This window comes from Methanosarcina sp. Kolksee, from assembly GCF_000969945.1.
Taxonomy (GTDB): domain Archaea; phylum Halobacteriota; class Methanosarcinia; order Methanosarcinales; family Methanosarcinaceae; genus Methanosarcina; species Methanosarcina vacuolata.
In genome coordinates this window covers 3,757,698-3,773,895 of record NZ_CP009524.1, presented here as the reverse complement: position 1 = coordinate 3,773,895, position 16,198 = coordinate 3,757,698, and the positions used below count along the sequence as shown (strand labels likewise).

Here is a 16,198-nt window from a genome sequence, read left to right as displayed (position 1 = left end):
CAAAAATCTAAAAAGTCTAAGAAAAATACGGTGGAAAAAAGCGTAGCCATAAAGCATAGCTATAAAATGGAACCATAAAGCAGAGCCATAAAACATAGCTATAAAATGGAAACATAAACCAGAGCCATAATATGGAACCATAAAACGCAGCTTAAAAAGAAAAAAAGTGGAAGGGGAGAGGTCCGGATTTTATCTGTCCAACCTTACTATTTTTAAAGTTTAAAGAGGCTATTAATTTAAAAGCCGCCAGAAAACGTTTCATCTTTGAAGCCAATAATAATAGGCTTTCTATATCTTATCTTTCTATATCCTATTATTCCAGTTGGGGGTGCTTTCTATAGACAACTCAAAACCTTATTTCAACCCTGAAATCGAGACTATGGACAGGGGAGAACTGGATGCTCTCATAGAGGAGCGGGTACGGTACACGGTAAAATATGCGGCAGAAAATTCTCTTTTTTACAGAAAATGGTTTGAAAAGCATGGCGTGAACCCGGCTGAGATCAAAACCCATGAAGACCTTCTGGACCTTCCAATAATCTCGGGAAATACAATCCGCGAAAACCAGCCTCCGGAAACGAGCGAATTCATGTTCAGGAGTGTGGGCTGGGAGGATGTTTTCACAGTTCATGAGACCAGCGGAACCAGCGGAAACCCAAAGAGTTTTTTCCTTACATGGGAAGACTGGGAACGGTATTCGGAAAAATACGCTCGTATTTTCAGGTCACAGGGCTTCGGCCCTGGAGACAGGGTTGTTGTCTGTGCTTCTTATGGGATGAACGTAGGAGCAAACACCATGACCCTTGCGGCCAGGCAGCTTGGTATGAGCATTATTCCTGAGGGCAAGTGCACATTTCCCCTGCGTGTTATTGAAGCTTACAGGCCTACAGGCATAGTAGGCAGCGTATTCAAGCTCCTGAGCCTTGCCAGAAGGTTACGGGCAGAGGGCATCGACCCTCGGGAGTCAGGCATAGATAAACTGGTTGTGGGAGGAGAAGCCTTTGCTGACGAGTCGAGGAATTACCTTTCCGAAATCTGGGGTTGTCCTGTGTATAATATCTATGGAAGCACGGAAGGCACGATGTGCGGCGAGTGTGATGAGGTGTCAGGGCTGCATGTGCCTGAAGATCTTGTCCATGTTGATATTTATGATCCCCATCTCGAGAATTATGTACCTGACGGAGAGTGCGGAAGAGTTATCCTGAGCACGCTGCTGCCGGTTGGGGCAAAAGCAGGAACCCTTCTTTTAAATTATGATACAGAAGACACGACTGTAGTGCTTACGCGCAAACAGTGTCCCTGTGGAAGGACGCATATGAAAATTCTGACTCCTCAGCGGGAGGCTGAAACCGCGTGGGTGGAAGGCACTCCTTTTAACCGCGTAGATGTGGAAAGGGGCGTTTTTCAGCGCGAAAACATGGACTATCTAACCGGAGAATATGAGGCTTTTCTTTATGGCACAGAGGATGAAGGAGAAACCGTACTCAGAGTTAGTATGGAATGTGAAAATCCTGAGGTGTGCGACCGGGACCTTATAAAAGAGAACTTTCTTCGTACTTTTCTCAGATATAAGCCTCCACTTTCCAGGGCTTATGCCGAAGGCACTTTCAAAATAGTATTCAATTTCACAGGCCCTATAGGGCTCGAACTTAACAGGATAAAAGGCAGGCCTAAAAGGCTGGTGGACAGGCGATAAAGAGAACAAGAAGAGAGCAAGGAGAAGAAGCAAGGACACAGAATATGATGAAAAGATACAGAGAATGTGAAACTGTTGATGGCGGAAAAATGGTTTACCTGGAAAATGTACTCATTCCTGAAAGCAATCTTCAATACAATTTTATTAAAGTCCTGTTGAAACATAAGTTGTTTTAAGACTTTCTTCTATCTTTTATTATTTTTTTATATTGTCTTTCCTATATTAATCCATTAATCTCTAATTAATTCCAGGCTGGATTGTTCCTTTTCTAACATAAAAAAGCCGATATATTTTTTGGTGGCAGATGTGAGCTTTCCCAAAGATTAATATTTGTAAAGAATGAATATTTGTTATCAACTCTTTTATATTAGTGGCTATGTGAAAAAAACATATATAGTGCTACATATAATATACTAACGTATTAACTCGTAAACAAGTCCAAGATTATTTGGTGATATTATGGAAACAGAACTTATGAGGATAGGAGTTTCCCTTCCTGATACCCTTCTAGATAAATTTGATGAGATTATCGAAAAAAGAGGTTATTCTTCTCGCTCTGAAGGCATAAGAGATGCCATAAGGAGTTATATTTCTTATTACGAATGGATGGGTGATATTAAGGGTTACCGTGTTGGAACCGTTTCGGTTATTTACGACCATACAAAAAGGGGGCTCTCAAATGCTCTCGCAGATATTCAGCACCAATATTCTCACCTGATAAAATCTTCGGTGCATATACACCTTGATCATGACAACTGCTTTGAAGTGATTGTTCTAGACGGGGAAGGTGAAGAGATAAAGGAGCTTGCCGAAGCTATAATGGCCCTCAAAGGGGTAAAGTTTTCAAAGCTCACCACCGTAGCATCAAACGATAAAATCTGATTTTTCCCCAGGCAGAAGTTTCTCTCGAACAGCCATGAGAAAGTAAGACTGGAGTAAAGAAAAGATTTCTAGATAGAAAAGATTTCTAGATAGAAAAGATTTCTAGATAGAAAAGATTTCAAAGAGGATACTAAATTCCTCTTGATTTCTATTTTTAAGCTTTTTCAAAGTGATTTTCAATATGCTTCAGGAGCAGGTTTCCGAACTCTGTGAGTTCATAAATCTGAAAACTCCGTTCTCTTCGCGAGTTCACCAGGCCCGCTTCTTTTAACAGTTTAAGATGATAGGAAAGAGCTGAATGCTGCTGGTCCGTACATTCCACAAGGACACAGACACAGAGACTCTGGACTTCAAGGGCTTTAAGAATCCTGAGGCGGGTGGGATCTGAAAGTATCTTAAACAGGCTACCGATTTCTCCTACATCCTCATTCATTGCCGCATGCACGGCATCAAGCACGTCCTCCGGAAGACAATATGCATCCTTTACTTCAATTATTTTTTTCTCAGACATTTCTTCCACTTAACCATTAGTTCAAATAAAGCATGTGGTTATTATTTTAATTTCTTGTGTTTAATGCTTCATTTATTTCTTAGTTTCTCCGGATTAAGTGTCAGATTTTTCTTAGTTTCTCCGGTTTAAATATTCAGATCAGATTTACATTATCCTGTTTACTCTTGTTATTCTTTTATAAATATGCTGTACCAGATTGTTTTCGTGTAAAGCCTTAACGGACAAATGGAAAAATAGCTCAATAGGGCCAGTGAGGTCCGAACTAAAGCTCTTTGGAGGTGTAGATGGCCATATGGCCATATGTGAATCAAGAAGCCAGCTGGTCTTTACCCAGGTGGTAGTTACCCTTTCAAAACATCTTTATCAGTACAAAGCACTTCTCTCCACCTGAGTCCGAGCTCAGAGAGAGCGAGACCGCCTCCTATCAAAGTAATTGAATTTTTTATAATATGATCAAGTACGGCAACCGTAAATCCTATTTCCGGTTCGATTCCTCCAAGCCCGAAAACTGCAGTAAGGGCAACTTCATATGTTCCTATGGCTCCAGGTGTTATCGGAAAGATTTTTGCAATATTTCCCAGGGCTACAGCCAGAAAAATCAGGGATATCATATATGTGGACGAGACGCTTTCGGCGACTGTCGGAAAAGATTTAAGGACAAGGAAACAGGTGAATATATCTATTCCCCATATAAGAAGAGAAGAGACGGTTACTGCCAGAAACGAGCTCGGACGTACGGCAACGACGCTCATCTGATGTAATAAAGTAGAGGCAAAACTCTTTATCTTTCCAGAGAGCCCGTTCTGGGATTTTTTCATTTCCAATCTTTTTCTTGTGTTGCCTTCTCGGAAAGACACAATAAAGAGAATTAAGAAAAAAAGCACTACTGCAAGTCCGGACAGCTTTATCAGGGATTCCATCCAGGGGGCAAGTTCAAAATGGGATGCAGCACCTGAAGACGCAAGTATTGCTATGGAAGTTATTGCAACTATATCAAAGACTCTTTCTACGGTTATCGAGGAGAAGCTAGTTGTAAAGGCAAGGTCCTTGCTTTTTTTCAGGATATACATCCTGCTCAGGTCTCCTATCCGTGCCGGAAGAATTACATTTGCGGATTGGCTGATAAAAATGCTGCCTGTAAGAAACCCAAGCCCGTATTGATTTCCAAGTCTCTTAAGGATCTGCTGGAAGCGAACTCCTCTTAAAGGCCAGGAAACACAGTACACCAGAGAGGCTAGAACCAGAGTCCTGAAGGACGCTTGCTTTACATTTTCCAGAATATCGGATGCACCCAGGAAGGTTGCAACAAACGCAAGTATCAGAATTGCAAGGGAAGTTGTTAAAAAGACTTTTCCTTTTCCTGAAACTTCGAACGGGAATGAGAGTTCCCTCCAGAGCCGGAATATCTCGGACCCCATTCCTTTGACATCTTTTGCCAGATTAACCTTGCTTGACCCTCCATGTCTCCAGCAAACCGGAAATTCTATTACCCTATATCCTTTATGCTGGGCTCTGACGAGTACTTCAGTATCCCAGAACCAGTGTTCATTCTCGATCTCATCGAGAAGTTCAAAGAGAGCTTCCCTCCTGAAAGCCTTAAAACCACACTGGTGGTCATAGAGTTTTGAACGCAGAAAAAGCCTCACAAGAAAATTATATCCCTTGCTTGCAAACTCCCGCTTAAAAGGTCTTTTTGCATCGCTTTCAGGCATCATTCTTGAGCCTGTAGCAAAATCATAGCCTTCCGTGCTCACAGCCCTGATAAGTTTTTCCAGATGCCTCATATCTGTCGCAAGGTCCACATCAATATAGCAGAGGACTTCTCCTGAAGCGGCCTTAAAAGCCCGGTTAAGAGCTTTTCCCCGTCCCTGCCGTTTATCCGAATGCAGGTGGACAACATAAGCATACTGCTCCGAAAGCCCGGAAGCTATCCGGTCTGTACCGTCCGTGCTGCCATCTTCTGCTATGATAATCTCAAACTGATCCGTTGTTTTAAAAAGTGTCTCTGCTGTAACTAAGACCGCTTTCTCGATATTCGCTGCCTCGTTATAAGCTGGTAAAACCACCGATACGCTGGTAATGGATAAGACCCCTCTATTTTCATTCCATTATTGGGAGCGAATCTACGATTTGTATAAATAGATTTTTATATAACTCTGAGTTTAAGGTTCCCCCTAAAAACCGAAAACTCAGAATCCTTTTTTTACTTTATAAATCCGGACTGAACCCTGGTAAACCGGTTCAAAATAAGTTTTGTCCTCGAACTTATCCGTCTTTATATCATACGTCTGCCGTTCAAGTTGACCGATATAAACATAGTTTACGTTATATTTATTCATGAGCTCAAGAGCTTTTTTTATACTGCCGGTACTGTAAATGGCATTTACGTCTTCAATTCTTGTCATGATTTCTTCGTTGTCTCTTCCCCAGAACCTCTCATGGCTTGTCCATCCAATAACCGTAGGAAGTCCGGTATTTGCCGATACACGCGAGATATAATGATAACTGCTGTCGTCTGAGGAAGCTTCAAGTATTACCGGAATTCCTCTGAGGTTTTCCTGAATCCATTTTATGGCAGCATAATCTCCGCTATCCAGCTCTTTCATGTATTCCATGCCGTCAAGGGCAGGTTTCGCATTCATATCTTCTATTCTCGTAAAAGTAGCTACTACAGGAAAGAAACTGCATGAGAGAACCAGAAGCACGAGTGAGAACATCCAGACTTTTTTTCCATAAACCCTGTTCGTAGGAAGACCATTCTCGGGAAAGGACCTGTAGCGGGAATAAAGTTGATAGAAGGAATAAGAAGCTGCAATAGCCAGAAAAACCCATAAATGCATGTAAAATTTGAAAACCGTATTCATGCGGGCAAAATTCCCGGAAATGGGGTCATCGAGAAAGAGAACTTCACAGATAATCGCTATGAATGCCGCCATTGCTATCAGAAGCGAGCTGAATCCTGCATTACTTCTCTCAGGAAGGTCTTTCAGGAAAGAATAGAGCGAAAGGGCAAGTAGTGGGAGGAGGATTACAAGCAGGGAAATAGCCAGTTCTCTGGCAAGAAATGCTGATATTCCAGTCCACAAGATGAAATATTGTATTTTTTTTCTGGATTCCAGGCGGGTCATGAGGAAAGAAAAGGTCAAAAAAAGGAAGAGACTGAAAAGGACCAGGAATTCTCCAATTGTTGTGCGAAGTTCTGGCGGAACAAAGTCAAATCCACCGGCTGCTTGCGGTTTAAATGATAGATAAAAGGGCAAATATGAAAGAAGGCTGAGAGTGAAAACTGAAACAACTGTTCCCAGAAAGCCATTAACGGATCTAGATAGGCTTTTATTGTGGATACAATTCCCGTAGTAAAAAGCAAAAACAACTGCAAATGTCAGGCTGAGATATATCGGGAAATCCCAGGAATTGGAAGGAAATAAAAAACCAAGTGATACTGAAAAAATCAGAAGTTCCAGTATACTTTCAAAGACCCGGTTGCTGTCCTTCCTGAGATATATGTTCAGGAGACAAGCAAGTACCAGAAGCTGGAACGGAATTGCAAGCATGTGAGAATGCAGGTCTCCGTGTATGAAACTGAAATAAGGAAATTCATTTATTGTATATGGGATAACTCTCGAACTGTTCCAGTAGTATTCTATTGGTGCAGTTTCTCTGGTAAGATACATGGATATGAATTCTTTAAGTCCCTGCAAGTTTCCCAGCAGGATCACGGATAAAGCAGTAAGAAGTCCATACCTTATTTTTCCATGAGTAAGATTATATCCAAACCCGAAAAGGAGATTGAAGGATAGAGCAAAGGTGAGCGCAATAGCCAGGTTGAAAAGCATGGACGGTTCGACAGAAAGTAGTTTTCCCGGAACTCCCACTGAAAGGTATCCGAAATAGTAATAAAAATCAAGGGAACCGCCTGCAAACCAGGGGTCTGCCGGGGGAAATGAAGAGGTTCTCATCACTGCGTTCAAAAAAGCAAAATCCATAAACTTTTCATGCCTGTAGATCTCAGAGAGATAAATGCGTATAAGCAGAAAAAAAAAGAAGCTTGCAGCGAATACGAGCTCATTTGACAACAGGATCTTCTTTTCCGGTAAATTCCTTTGTTTTCGATAGATAATTCCCGATATTAGGCAAAGCAGAAATACTGAGATAAGGATCGTATGTCTGTTAAAACCCCATACATAGGAAAAAAGCCAGGTCAGGTACGTAATGAGCACTATTCCCAGAGTCCTAGCTGCAGAATAACCTCTGTCAGCAAGCCGATTTCCAGCTATTCCGGCAAGAGGCATGGAAACCAGGCCCAGTATTTCTATAAATATAAACCAGAAAATTACGTGAAGATACTCTAGCACCGCACTCTTCCCTTTAAAATCGGTTGTTTGACGTACACTTTCTAAATACACACTCTCTAAAGTGTACTTTTTATGCGTAAAAATAACTCAAAGCCTGAGCTTTTTCTTAGCTCCGAAAAGCCATAAAAGGTCATATCGGTTCCGAGAAGTTATTGAAATCTTCCAAATACTTTCGCAGTCGGTCTTCCTGTTCCCCCAACTTTTATTTACTTGACAAGAAGTACCGATAAGATCTATTTCGTAAATAGGTTTATATTTTTATCGTAAAAAAATTATTTAATTTGAGGTTTTGCCAAAATCAACGAAAATGCTTTAAACACAGATAAACGGCCTATAATTACTTTTTTAGCTAAAGAATTGCATTTAACATCTTTTACAGGGTTAAGAATACAGGATTATGAATACAGGATTCTGAGTACAGGATTCTGAGTACAGGATTATGAATACAGGATTATGAGTACAGGATTATGAATACAGGATTATGAATACAGCCTACATTCGGCAGCAAGCACATCCCAACATTGAAATATCTTTAATTGTTATTTTTTGTAGGTTCAGTTAATAACCAGTATCATACGGACTATGTATATAGCAGGGTTTGTCTTTTATCTCAATTACTATAAATATATATTAATTATATCATGGTTAACATTTAGTAATTTTTGATTTAAATGGAAATTCAAAAGTTCTGAAAAAAACGATATCAATAGAAAAATTGAATGGATTTTTATGTCGACCTGCCGAAAGCAGGATACAGGATTATGAGTACAGGATTATGAATACAGGATTAAGAAAGGTAATTTTGAGTTTTGAGATCATCTCATTTACTAGAATCCATCTCATCTACATTGTCGGACAGCTTGTAAAGGTCGGGGTATTCGTGGCCCTCTGGGCTCTCCTGTTATGAAGACAAAAGAAATGAGGATAAATTTATAAAATAAAGTTTTTTAAAGGAGCAAAAATAACCCCTTATCTTAATTTCATATCCAGCCTTTTGAAAAAAACATAGCTGGTTAAGATCTCTTTCACAGTATTACGCTGGAAAGGAGCTTTCCCAATCTTTTTGCTTAATGATGTACCGGGGCCTCACGAGCGTGATACGTGTCAGCTCTTGTAGCGAAATAAATCGTATAAAGTGCTGCAAGCCCAACAATTATGTACACAATTCTCGAAAGTGTACTTCCCACCCCGAAGATATAATCTACAAGGTTAAAGTCGAAGAGCCCTACAAGCCCCCAGTTTAATCCGCCCACTATAACAAGTATAAGTGCGAGCAAATCTACTGGATTTCTTACTGCCATAGATATCACTCCCTTTTTGCTTTATTTTCCTATATTCTATAGCCGGGAGAAATATAAAAACCCCTATATTAAAATCAGATGTACTTGTATTTATACGTGACTAATATAAAAATTAGAGTTTCTTAAAGAAAAAAGATAGAAGAGAAGGAATTTAATTTCATTAAAGCCTTGTCCTCAAGCCCGGGTTAAAGAATCAATTCCTTCATGAAATTCCCACTGGCAAGTGTCAGAGCGCGCCAAATAAGCCAGATACTAAATATATAGAAATTACATAAAAAATTAAGTTTATGAATACTTTACCAGCTTTATAGTCAGAAATAGCTTGATACTCGTTTTCGTAAAGCTCAACGTATAATCTGTACTTTATCGATTTTCGATTCCAATTATCAATTAATATGCAAAATGCTCCTACTAACAGAATAAAAAAGCTATCTTTTGTTGCTAAATTAACAACAGCCGGATAACTTTTTATTATTAAGAAAGTAAGTATAATGCCATCAAGACCTATGAAATACTTATAATAATTATCCAGAGAAAAGTAATGCTGATTCATGCTTGTACACCTTATAAATTCCTTTGATAAAATAAAAAACATTAAGATAAATATTAACTTAATGCTTTAATGCGAATTATGTTTACCCGCCGATTGGTAGGTTTGAAGGCCAGTTTATCTAAAGAAATAGATTCATTTTAAGCTCTACTTCTGGAATCAGACGAAGCACTTCAATCATAGAGGAAAAAGTAAATTTAAACTTCAATAAGCTTGTATACCTATCGATAAAAGTTAATATCTTAACTGCAAAATAAACAAAAAAGTTGCATAAGTTGTTTAGATATAATTAAGAGTTTCTACAGAGCCGAATATTTTGCAATATATGATTTAACATCGAATTTTCTTTTACTACCGTCGTAACTCATGTATCTGATTTTTCCAAAAATTTCTCTTTCCTGCCAGGCGCGGTCATGAACCCCTCCAATACTCCAGGCGATTCCAGCATATCCATTCGGGTCTCGTCCATCCAGTTCGTATTTATCATTCAGATAGATTGCAGTCTCAAGGGCTTTTTCGGGCGATTCGCTCCATTCGAGAATCTTCTTTGCCCAGTACATCCGCATATAGCTGTGCATTTTCCCTCTTCTGAGGAGTTCTATCTGGCTGGCGTTCCAGAGGGGATCGTATGTCCTCCCTGTTTCCAGTTCTTCCAGTGTAAAGATATGACTTCTTTGATCATGCCGGTGAGAGTTAAGGGTTTTCTTTGCCCATTCAGGAAAGCCATCAAAACTATCATAAAAAGGATTATAATAGCAGAAATTATCGGCGAGCTCTTTACGCACAAGGAGCTCATCGAGAAATACTCTTTTTGACTCCAGGTCAGCTTTTGTTTTTTCTACTTCGAGAGCTACCCTTTGAGCCGAGACCTGTCCAAAGTGCAGATAAGGAGAGAGATTGGATAAGGCATCTTTAGTTGGGTCATTTCGCAGGGTGGAGTAAAAGCCAAGCTTATTAGTGAGAAATTCATCCATAACTTTTCGTGCAGCTGTTTCTCCAGCTTCGAAAAGCGCGAGGTCAGGTAAAAAACCATCTTTTTCTTCAAGAAACTCCCCTGGAAGAAGAGTTCCAATTCCGTTTTTTTGAACTTCTGAAAACGTTTCCGATTTTCCGGAGCTCACGATGATTTCAGGAAATTCGGTATTTGCTTCAAGCTCAGGATACTCCGTAAGGAATTCAGGAAGGAGCCTTAAGAGCTTAGGACGGAAAGTATGGGCAGCGTATTCCTGCTTTTTAGAAGCTTCCCAGCAGGGAACGACGTTATGAGCATCCGCCTCAAAGAAGGGTACCTTAATGCCTGATGCGACTTTTTCTGTCCATGTCCTCTTAATTCTAAGTGGACTAAAATCCGTAACAAGAGTTCCAATCTCATATTTTTTAATAAAATTTGGAATTTCTTCTTCAGGGTCTCCTCGAAGGAAAAAGAATGGAATTTTTTTTCTTGCAAGGGTAGCTTCAACTTCCTGCAGCCCTCTGAGCATAAACTCATATTTTCTTCTTGTAGCTCCCAGAAATCTATCTACCAGACAAAAGACCACAAAAACAGGCACATCGGCTTCAAATGCTATTTTTCGGGCAAAAAGAAGAGCCCAGTTGTCCTCCACCCTCTGGTCACGGCTCATCCAGTAAGCAACCGGTCCTTTACCTGGTTTCCCGGATAGGATAGGCCGAATACGTTTAGTGTTCATTAATGGTTTTTGGGATCCAGAATATATAGATCTAACATAAGGATAATAAAAAGAAAGATCGTGTTAAACAAAGATCGTGTTAAAGAAATATCCCGGATCAATTTAAACAGGAATTTTAGACAAAATATAAAGTGATAATTACAATGTTTTAAAAATTTTTAAAATTCAAAAACCTGCCCGTCGTATCCAAGGGGTAAAAATAAGGATTCGATATGATGAGGACGAAATAAATGACTGAGATGGATCAAAGCTATTTTTTTTGCATTGAGCTGCTCTGCAAGTGCCATAGCTTCTTCGGAGTTCATGTGTTTTTTAATATGAATATTGGGCGGCACTATAGCATCGGCAATCAGAAGATCCGGATTTTTCATAAGCTCCAGGCTGGCTTCGGGAATTTCTGAGTTTGTATCTCCTGTAATCACTACTTTTTTATCGCCTTCACGGATTATAACCCCTGTAGGAACCTCTACAGGAGGGTGGGTGACCTTAAAAAGAGTGAACTGCAGCCCGATTAGTTCGAAGGGCTCATAGAGCTTCACATAATGATACCTGGGTTTAAGGAAGTAAACGAACTGATTTATGTATTCAATATTTTCCTGAACCCCATAAACATCAACCTTATTTTGAACCCTGTAGAACTCTCCAAATCCGGAGTAATGGTCATAATGTCCGTGTGTCCAGATCACTCCATCTATACAGGACAGGTTTTGTTTGATAAATTGTTGCCTTAGATCAGGGCTGGTGTCAATGAGGATCTTGCCCTTCTCGGACTCTACAAGGATAGAAAAACGAAGGCGCTGGCTCTTTCCACCTTTTCGGGCGTCTTCGCAGGCAGGGCACTTACATCCAATTTTAGGAGTTCCGACAGCATCGCCGGTCCCAAGCAGTGTTAGCCTCATCTTACTTCTTCCTTTCGTACTCTTCAGACTTGAGGCCAGCCCTCTCATTGAAAGAGTCTACAGCTTCCAGCAGGTCCTGCTGTGTAAGTTTTTTACGCTCTTCTAGAAGAGCACCCAGGACGGCTTCCCTTATAACTACACGCAGGTCCGAACCTGAATAGCCGTCTGTTAATTCTGCAATTTCTCCTGTGTCATAATCCCCTTCGATGTGTCGGGTTACTATATTCAGTATATCTTTACGCATCTCAAGGTCAGGGAGGGGGAAATGAACAATCTCATCAAAACGTCTCCAGGCTGCACTATCAAGCATGCGAGGGTGGTTGGTCGCGGCAATCAGAAGAACTCCGTGGTCCACAAGGCTGATTTCATCTATGGCCTTTAGGAGGGTATTTACTGCTCGCTTGATGGCGGCGTTCTCGTCAGACGTCCTTGCTTTTGCTACGAAATCGAGCTCATCTATGAAAAGGATGCAGGGATTCAGTTTCTTTGCAAGCAAAAAGACTCTGTCAATATTCTTTGCAGTCTCACCAAGGTACTGGTCTGTTATCATGGAGAGTTTGACCTCAACAAACGGGATTGAAAGCCGTTCTGAAAGTGCACGGGCAACTGAGGTCTTTCCGGTTCCGGGAGGTCCGACAAACAGGAGTTTTCCGATATCATGCAGGCCAATCTCCCGCAGGTATTCTCTGTGCTCGATGGCTTTAGTGATCTTTTCAACTTCGTTCTTCTGTTCTTCGGTGAGCACAAGGTCTTTGACTTTTTGTCTTACGTCCTCAGGAGCGATAATGACAACGAGCTTCAGCATATCTTCGCCTTTGTCCTCTTTCCGGATCTCCGCTACCAGGGACTCTATCCATTCCCTGTCGACTTCCTTGGGCCTCATTTTCGACTTTGCAAGTGCATAGTTTGCGGCCTCGTCCTTCCTTATTTTTTCAAAGTAATAAGCCAGGACAGGGTTGTTTTCGATCCGTTCCTGAGAACCTTCCTGCTTTTCAAACCATTCTGCGGCAAGTTCGAAAGCGCTCAGACGAAGTTCAAAGTGAGACTTGTCAGTATTTATGAAGGGAACGTTCCTGACGATTTTCTCGATATCCTTAAGCCCGTACAGTTTTTCAATACGAATAAACGTGGCTGTGATGGGTTTGGGAACTGTTTTTTCTGTGCTGTTCCAGTAATTTTTTCTAATGTTTTTTGGGAGATCATTTACATCCAGTTCTGGATAGCGATTATAGATCTCTGCGGTTAGCAGTAGTTCTAAGATATCTAATATAGGGCCTGACATGTTTTTACCTGTTGCGTGCTTGGACTAATCCACTATCAAGTGTTGGGCACTCAAATGCGGTAAGTTCTTAAATTATTCTTCAAGTTTCTGAACCTAATAATTGATTTTCTTCAATGATAAAATTTACGAAGCTGCCGACAGTAAAAGAAAAGATCGGCTGGAGATGATAGCTTTATCTAGCAGAAGACGTTATCATCTACTCTATCTCTTTTGGGAATTCAAGCGTATTTTCGGAAAAAGCCTTTGTCGCCTCCGGAAAATGTTTCATTTTCAGAGAGTGTGATTGTGAATTCTGGAAATAGCGAATCATGTCTCCGTGTGGATTTACTCGCGTCTTAGAGATGATTTAATCTAAATAGCTTGTTTCTGGAATATCACGGAATTATCAAAACTTCTGCATTATCAGAACTAGTATATTAAAACTATCATTCCTAAGATCTCTCTATCTAAGGAAATCCAGAATTATCCCTAGAGAGGACCAATGCATGACAAGAGAACAGCTCTATTCAGGGAAAGCAAAAACTATCTATAAGACAGATGATCCCGACACCCTTATTACCGAATTCCGGAACAGTCTGACTGCATTTAACGGAGAAAAAAAAGGGGAAATGGAAAAGAAAGGGTATTATAACGCCCAAATCTCAAAAAAACTCTTTGAGATGCTCGAAACCGAGGGAATAAAAACTCATTTTGTCGAAATGCTTTCTGACATCGATATGCTTGTGAAGAAAGTCGAGATTATAAAAATCGAGGTCATTGTCAGGAATATTGCCGCAGGTTCGGTTACAAAAAGATATCCCATTAAAGAAGGCACGGTTTTTAAGTCTCCTGTACTTGTTTTTGACTTCAAAAACGATGAGTATGGGGATCCCATGCTAAATGACGATATTGCTCTTGCACTTGGGTTAGCAACAAAGGAAGAACTCGCCACACTCCGGGAACTCGCTCTGAAAATTAACGGATTGCTTGTGCCTTATCTTGACAAAAAAGGTATCTTACTTCCGGATTTCAAACTAGAATTCGGAAGGAGGAACGGAGAAATCATCCTTGCAGATGAGATTTCCTGTGATACCTGCCGTTTCTGGGACAAGAAGACCGGGCAGTCAATGGATAAAGATGTCTTCAGATTTGATAAAGGCGACATTTCCAAAGCTTACGAAGAAGTTGCACGGCGCATAGTGCCCGAAATCTTTGAATAAACGTGAAAAAAGGCCAGGAAACTTGAGTTAGCCATATAAAGGCTTCAATGTTTTCCTACCTGCTTATTTTTATTTTTATATTGTAATCGGCGTTCTATCCGTATTTCTGTTAGTTCTGCTGTTACGCGATTTATGTTTTAACGCTGTTTCTGCTTTTAAGTTATGTTTTTAAAAAGAAGTCCAGAGTCGTTTGAAAACGGAAGTCTGAAAGTATCTTTGCCTGCTGCATCCATTCGGCTTTTGGTGTGCTTATCCTGCCTGCAAGATCTGAAACTGCGGCTTCGAGAGAATCGAATTTTTTAGGAGGGTTCCTGAGAGCTTTTCTCATACCCTCCCTGACGACCCAAACTCCAAGGGGGGCCCAGTAATCCGGAGTTATCTCCCGGAGTACGAAGACCGAGGCCTGCCTTTTGATTTCTGTCAGATATTCAAGCACAGGCAGCCGTGAGGCATAATAGCCTCCAGCCAGAGGAGAATAACCTTTTTTTCCATCGTAACTCTCACTGTCTTCTCCAATCCAGCTTGATTCTCCAGACCAGACGGCTTTTGGAAGCCAGATTTCTATAAGTTCGAAGGAATAAGCCCGTGGAAGGATAAGGACTTCAAAATGGTTCCCAAAATGGGTCCCGCTAAAAAGCTGGATCTCTGAGATCCAGGGAAAATCCTTAATGCGGTCTGCAAGTTCCTTTCCTGCCATATCATCCACGGCTGTAATTGACCAGCGCGTTGGCACGATTTTTCTTTCTTTTCCGAGCAGGCCAATTGAGAACAGGCGAGTAATATGTTCAGCCGGGATATCTCCTTTATAGAGCTCAAGCACTGCATCTTTTGCCAGGGCGTCAGTGTCGTAGACAATGTAATCCACTTTTTTCGGAACATTTGGATTTTCTGCAAGCTCAAAGTTTTTGACAAGTCCTGAAGGACCCATAGGCGTCAGTACGGCATCGAATTTGAGTTCCTGTTTAGGGGCTTTAAAAAACCAGGCTTCGGTATCCACCGGCTTTCTGGAGAGGGCAAGTTCCTGCGCTTTTACAAGGAGGGGGTTTTCTTTGCTGCGGGCGTCTTTTACATGGAAATTTGTGTTTGCCCTGACCATACGGGAACGTATGGAGATAATGTCTTCAATCTGCATGTTTGCCCATGCAGAGGTATCTTCAAAAACTGCAGCTTCGCTTTCATTTGCCAGAGGGGGAATGAGCGGGCCTGCCGAAACCCTTGGGTAACCAAAACTTCCGACAAAAACAGCAGGAGGGGATGCTCCAAAAACCGAATCTCCCGAGACTACAGGAGCGATAGACTGAAAAGATTTGAATTTTTCAAGAATTGGACAACGGGGACGCCCGCAAAGTCCTTTTCCTTTACATTTGACACACAGTGTTCCATTCACTTTAAATCCGTATCCTCGCAAATGATACAGGCTTTAGCTTCAGGAGCATTCCTGTATAGCCAACCGGATTTCTGAACAAACTTGCAAACATTGCACATGCCATCTACCTTTTCCTGAGAGGATAAGTCTTTATTTAGAAGCACTGATGCAAATTTCCGAATTTCGTTCTGAGTCTCCTCGGAAAAATCAACCTCAGCCCCACGCTTTTCACTCACGTACTGGGATACCGCAGCCCTTGAAAGCTCTAGGACGTCCGCTACATCCTGCTGCGTGCACCCATGCTCAAAAATCATTGTTCTGGAAAGTTCTGCCCTTATTGCGGGCAAGACTTTCTGTACCATAATTTCACATGTTGTTTTCATGGGAGACCAACACCGCATAAATCAGGTGAATTTTGAAAGATTCTCTTAACCAAAATTACATCCATCAATTTCATAACCAGTTATAT

General features: G+C 41.0%; 14 protein-coding genes. 4 read left to right on the top strand and 10 right to left on the bottom strand.

What is annotated here, in order from left to right; genetic code table 11:
- Positions 1-328: 328 nt before the first annotated feature.
- Together ftsA and nikR are read left to right on the top strand one after the other, a co-directional pair.
- Positions 329-1,696 (top strand): coenzyme F390 synthetase, encoded by a 1,368-nt coding sequence (ftsA, locus tag MSKOL_RS15515; RefSeq protein ID WP_082091163.1) that lies wholly within the window; start codon positions 329-331, stop codon positions 1,694-1,696.
- 459 nt (positions 1,697-2,155) lie between these two features.
- Complete coding sequence (gene nikR / locus MSKOL_RS15510; protein ID WP_048122457.1) at positions 2,156-2,578, top strand: nickel-responsive transcriptional regulator NikR; 423 nt, start codon at positions 2,156-2,158, stop codon at positions 2,576-2,578.
- Between the two features lie 154 nt (positions 2,579-2,732).
- Here nikR and MSKOL_RS15505 read toward each other — a convergent pair whose 3' ends face one another.
- The 3 genes from MSKOL_RS15505 to MSKOL_RS15495 all read right to left on the bottom strand — a co-directional run bounded on the left by MSKOL_RS15505 (position 2,733) and on the right by MSKOL_RS15495 (position 7,444).
- Complete coding sequence (locus tag MSKOL_RS15505) at positions 2,733-3,089, bottom strand: helix-turn-helix transcriptional regulator (RefSeq protein ID WP_048122456.1); 357 nt, start codon at positions 3,087-3,089, stop codon at positions 2,733-2,735.
- Between the two features lie 341 nt (positions 3,090-3,430).
- Complete coding sequence (locus tag MSKOL_RS15500; RefSeq protein ID WP_048157550.1) at positions 3,431-5,155, bottom strand: flippase-like domain-containing protein; 1,725 nt, start codon at positions 5,153-5,155, stop codon at positions 3,431-3,433.
- A 123-nt stretch (positions 5,156-5,278) separates the two neighbouring features.
- Positions 5,279-7,444: a DUF2298 domain-containing protein gene (locus MSKOL_RS15495; protein WP_048157548.1), complete on the bottom strand. Its 2,166-nt coding sequence runs from the start codon at positions 7,442-7,444 to the stop codon at positions 5,279-5,281.
- 715 nt (positions 7,445-8,159) lie between these two features.
- Between MSKOL_RS15495 and MSKOL_RS21180 the strand changes: the two genes are divergently transcribed.
- Positions 8,160-8,351, top strand: a complete 192-nt coding sequence (locus MSKOL_RS21180) for a hypothetical protein (protein WP_231592274.1) — start codon at positions 8,160-8,162, stop codon at positions 8,349-8,351.
- 160 nt (positions 8,352-8,511) lie between these two features.
- Here the strand turns inward: MSKOL_RS21180 and MSKOL_RS15490 are convergent, their stop codons facing one another.
- The 5 genes from MSKOL_RS15490 to MSKOL_RS15470 form a co-directional block, all read right to left on the bottom strand.
- Positions 8,512-8,745, bottom strand: a complete 234-nt coding sequence (locus tag MSKOL_RS15490; RefSeq protein ID WP_048122454.1) for a DUF378 domain-containing protein — start codon at positions 8,743-8,745, stop codon at positions 8,512-8,514.
- 226 nt (positions 8,746-8,971) lie between these two features.
- Entirely contained in the window at positions 8,972-9,298 is a 327-nt protein-coding gene (locus MSKOL_RS15485; protein WP_048157546.1) for a hypothetical protein, read from the bottom strand.
- A gap of 296 nt (positions 9,299-9,594) precedes the next feature.
- Positions 9,595-10,983, bottom strand: a complete 1,389-nt coding sequence (locus MSKOL_RS15480; protein WP_048157544.1) for a deoxyribodipyrimidine photo-lyase — start codon at positions 10,981-10,983, stop codon at positions 9,595-9,597.
- A 158-nt stretch (positions 10,984-11,141) separates the two neighbouring features.
- Complete coding sequence (locus MSKOL_RS15475; RefSeq protein WP_048157542.1) at positions 11,142-11,882, bottom strand: MBL fold metallo-hydrolase; 741 nt, start codon at positions 11,880-11,882, stop codon at positions 11,142-11,144.
- Position 11,883: 1 nt separating this feature from the next.
- The gene (locus MSKOL_RS15470) at positions 11,884-13,164 is read right to left on the bottom strand and encodes an ATP-binding protein (RefSeq protein ID WP_048157540.1); all 1,281 of its coding nucleotides are present in this window, start codon (positions 13,162-13,164) and stop codon (positions 11,884-11,886) included.
- A gap of 485 nt (positions 13,165-13,649) precedes the next feature.
- Here MSKOL_RS15470 and purC point away from each other — a divergent pair, with 485 nt between their 5' ends.
- A complete protein-coding gene (purC, locus tag MSKOL_RS15465) occupies positions 13,650-14,363 on the top strand; it encodes a phosphoribosylaminoimidazolesuccinocarboxamide synthase (RefSeq protein ID WP_048122446.1) in 714 nt (237 codons plus the stop codon).
- 160 nt (positions 14,364-14,523) lie between these two features.
- On the opposite strand, the gene MSKOL_RS15460 is transcribed toward purC, so the two are convergent.
- Entirely contained in the window at positions 14,524-15,750 is a 1,227-nt protein-coding gene (locus MSKOL_RS15460; protein ID WP_048157537.1) for an Nre family DNA repair protein, read from the bottom strand.
- Complete coding sequence (locus tag MSKOL_RS15455) at positions 15,747-16,112, bottom strand: transcriptional regulator (RefSeq protein WP_048122441.1); 366 nt, start codon at positions 16,110-16,112, stop codon at positions 15,747-15,749. Before MSKOL_RS15455 ends, MSKOL_RS15460 begins: the two co-directional genes overlap by 4 nt.
- Positions 16,113-16,198: the final 86 nt, after the last annotated feature.

Excerpts from the sequence above, each read along its gene's own strand:
- MSKOL_RS15480 (WP_048157544.1), bottom strand. The coding sequence starts at position 10,983 with ATGAACACTAAACGTATTCGGCCTATCCTATCCGGGAAACCAGGTAAA.
- MSKOL_RS15470 (WP_048157540.1), bottom strand. The coding sequence starts at position 13,164 with ATGTCAGGCCCTATATTAGATATCTTAGAACTACTGCTAACCGCAGAG.
- MSKOL_RS15475 (WP_048157542.1), bottom strand. The coding sequence starts at position 11,882 with ATGAGGCTAACACTGCTTGGGACCGGCGATGCTGTCGGAACTCCTAAA.
- MSKOL_RS15455 (WP_048122441.1), bottom strand. The coding sequence starts at position 16,112 with ATGAAAACAACATGTGAAATTATGGTACAGAAAGTCTTGCCCGCAATA.
- MSKOL_RS15490 (WP_048122454.1), bottom strand. The coding sequence starts at position 8,745 with ATGGCAGTAAGAAATCCAGTAGATTTGCTCGCACTTATACTTGTTATA.
- nikR (WP_048122457.1), top strand. The coding sequence starts at position 2,156 with ATGGAAACAGAACTTATGAGGATAGGAGTTTCCCTTCCTGATACCCTT.
- purC (WP_048122446.1), top strand. The coding sequence starts at position 13,650 with ATGACAAGAGAACAGCTCTATTCAGGGAAAGCAAAAACTATCTATAAG.
- MSKOL_RS15505 (WP_048122456.1), bottom strand. The coding sequence starts at position 3,089 with ATGTCTGAGAAAAAAATAATTGAAGTAAAGGATGCATATTGTCTTCCG.
- MSKOL_RS15485 (WP_048157546.1), bottom strand. The coding sequence starts at position 9,298 with ATGAATCAGCATTACTTTTCTCTGGATAATTATTATAAGTATTTCATA.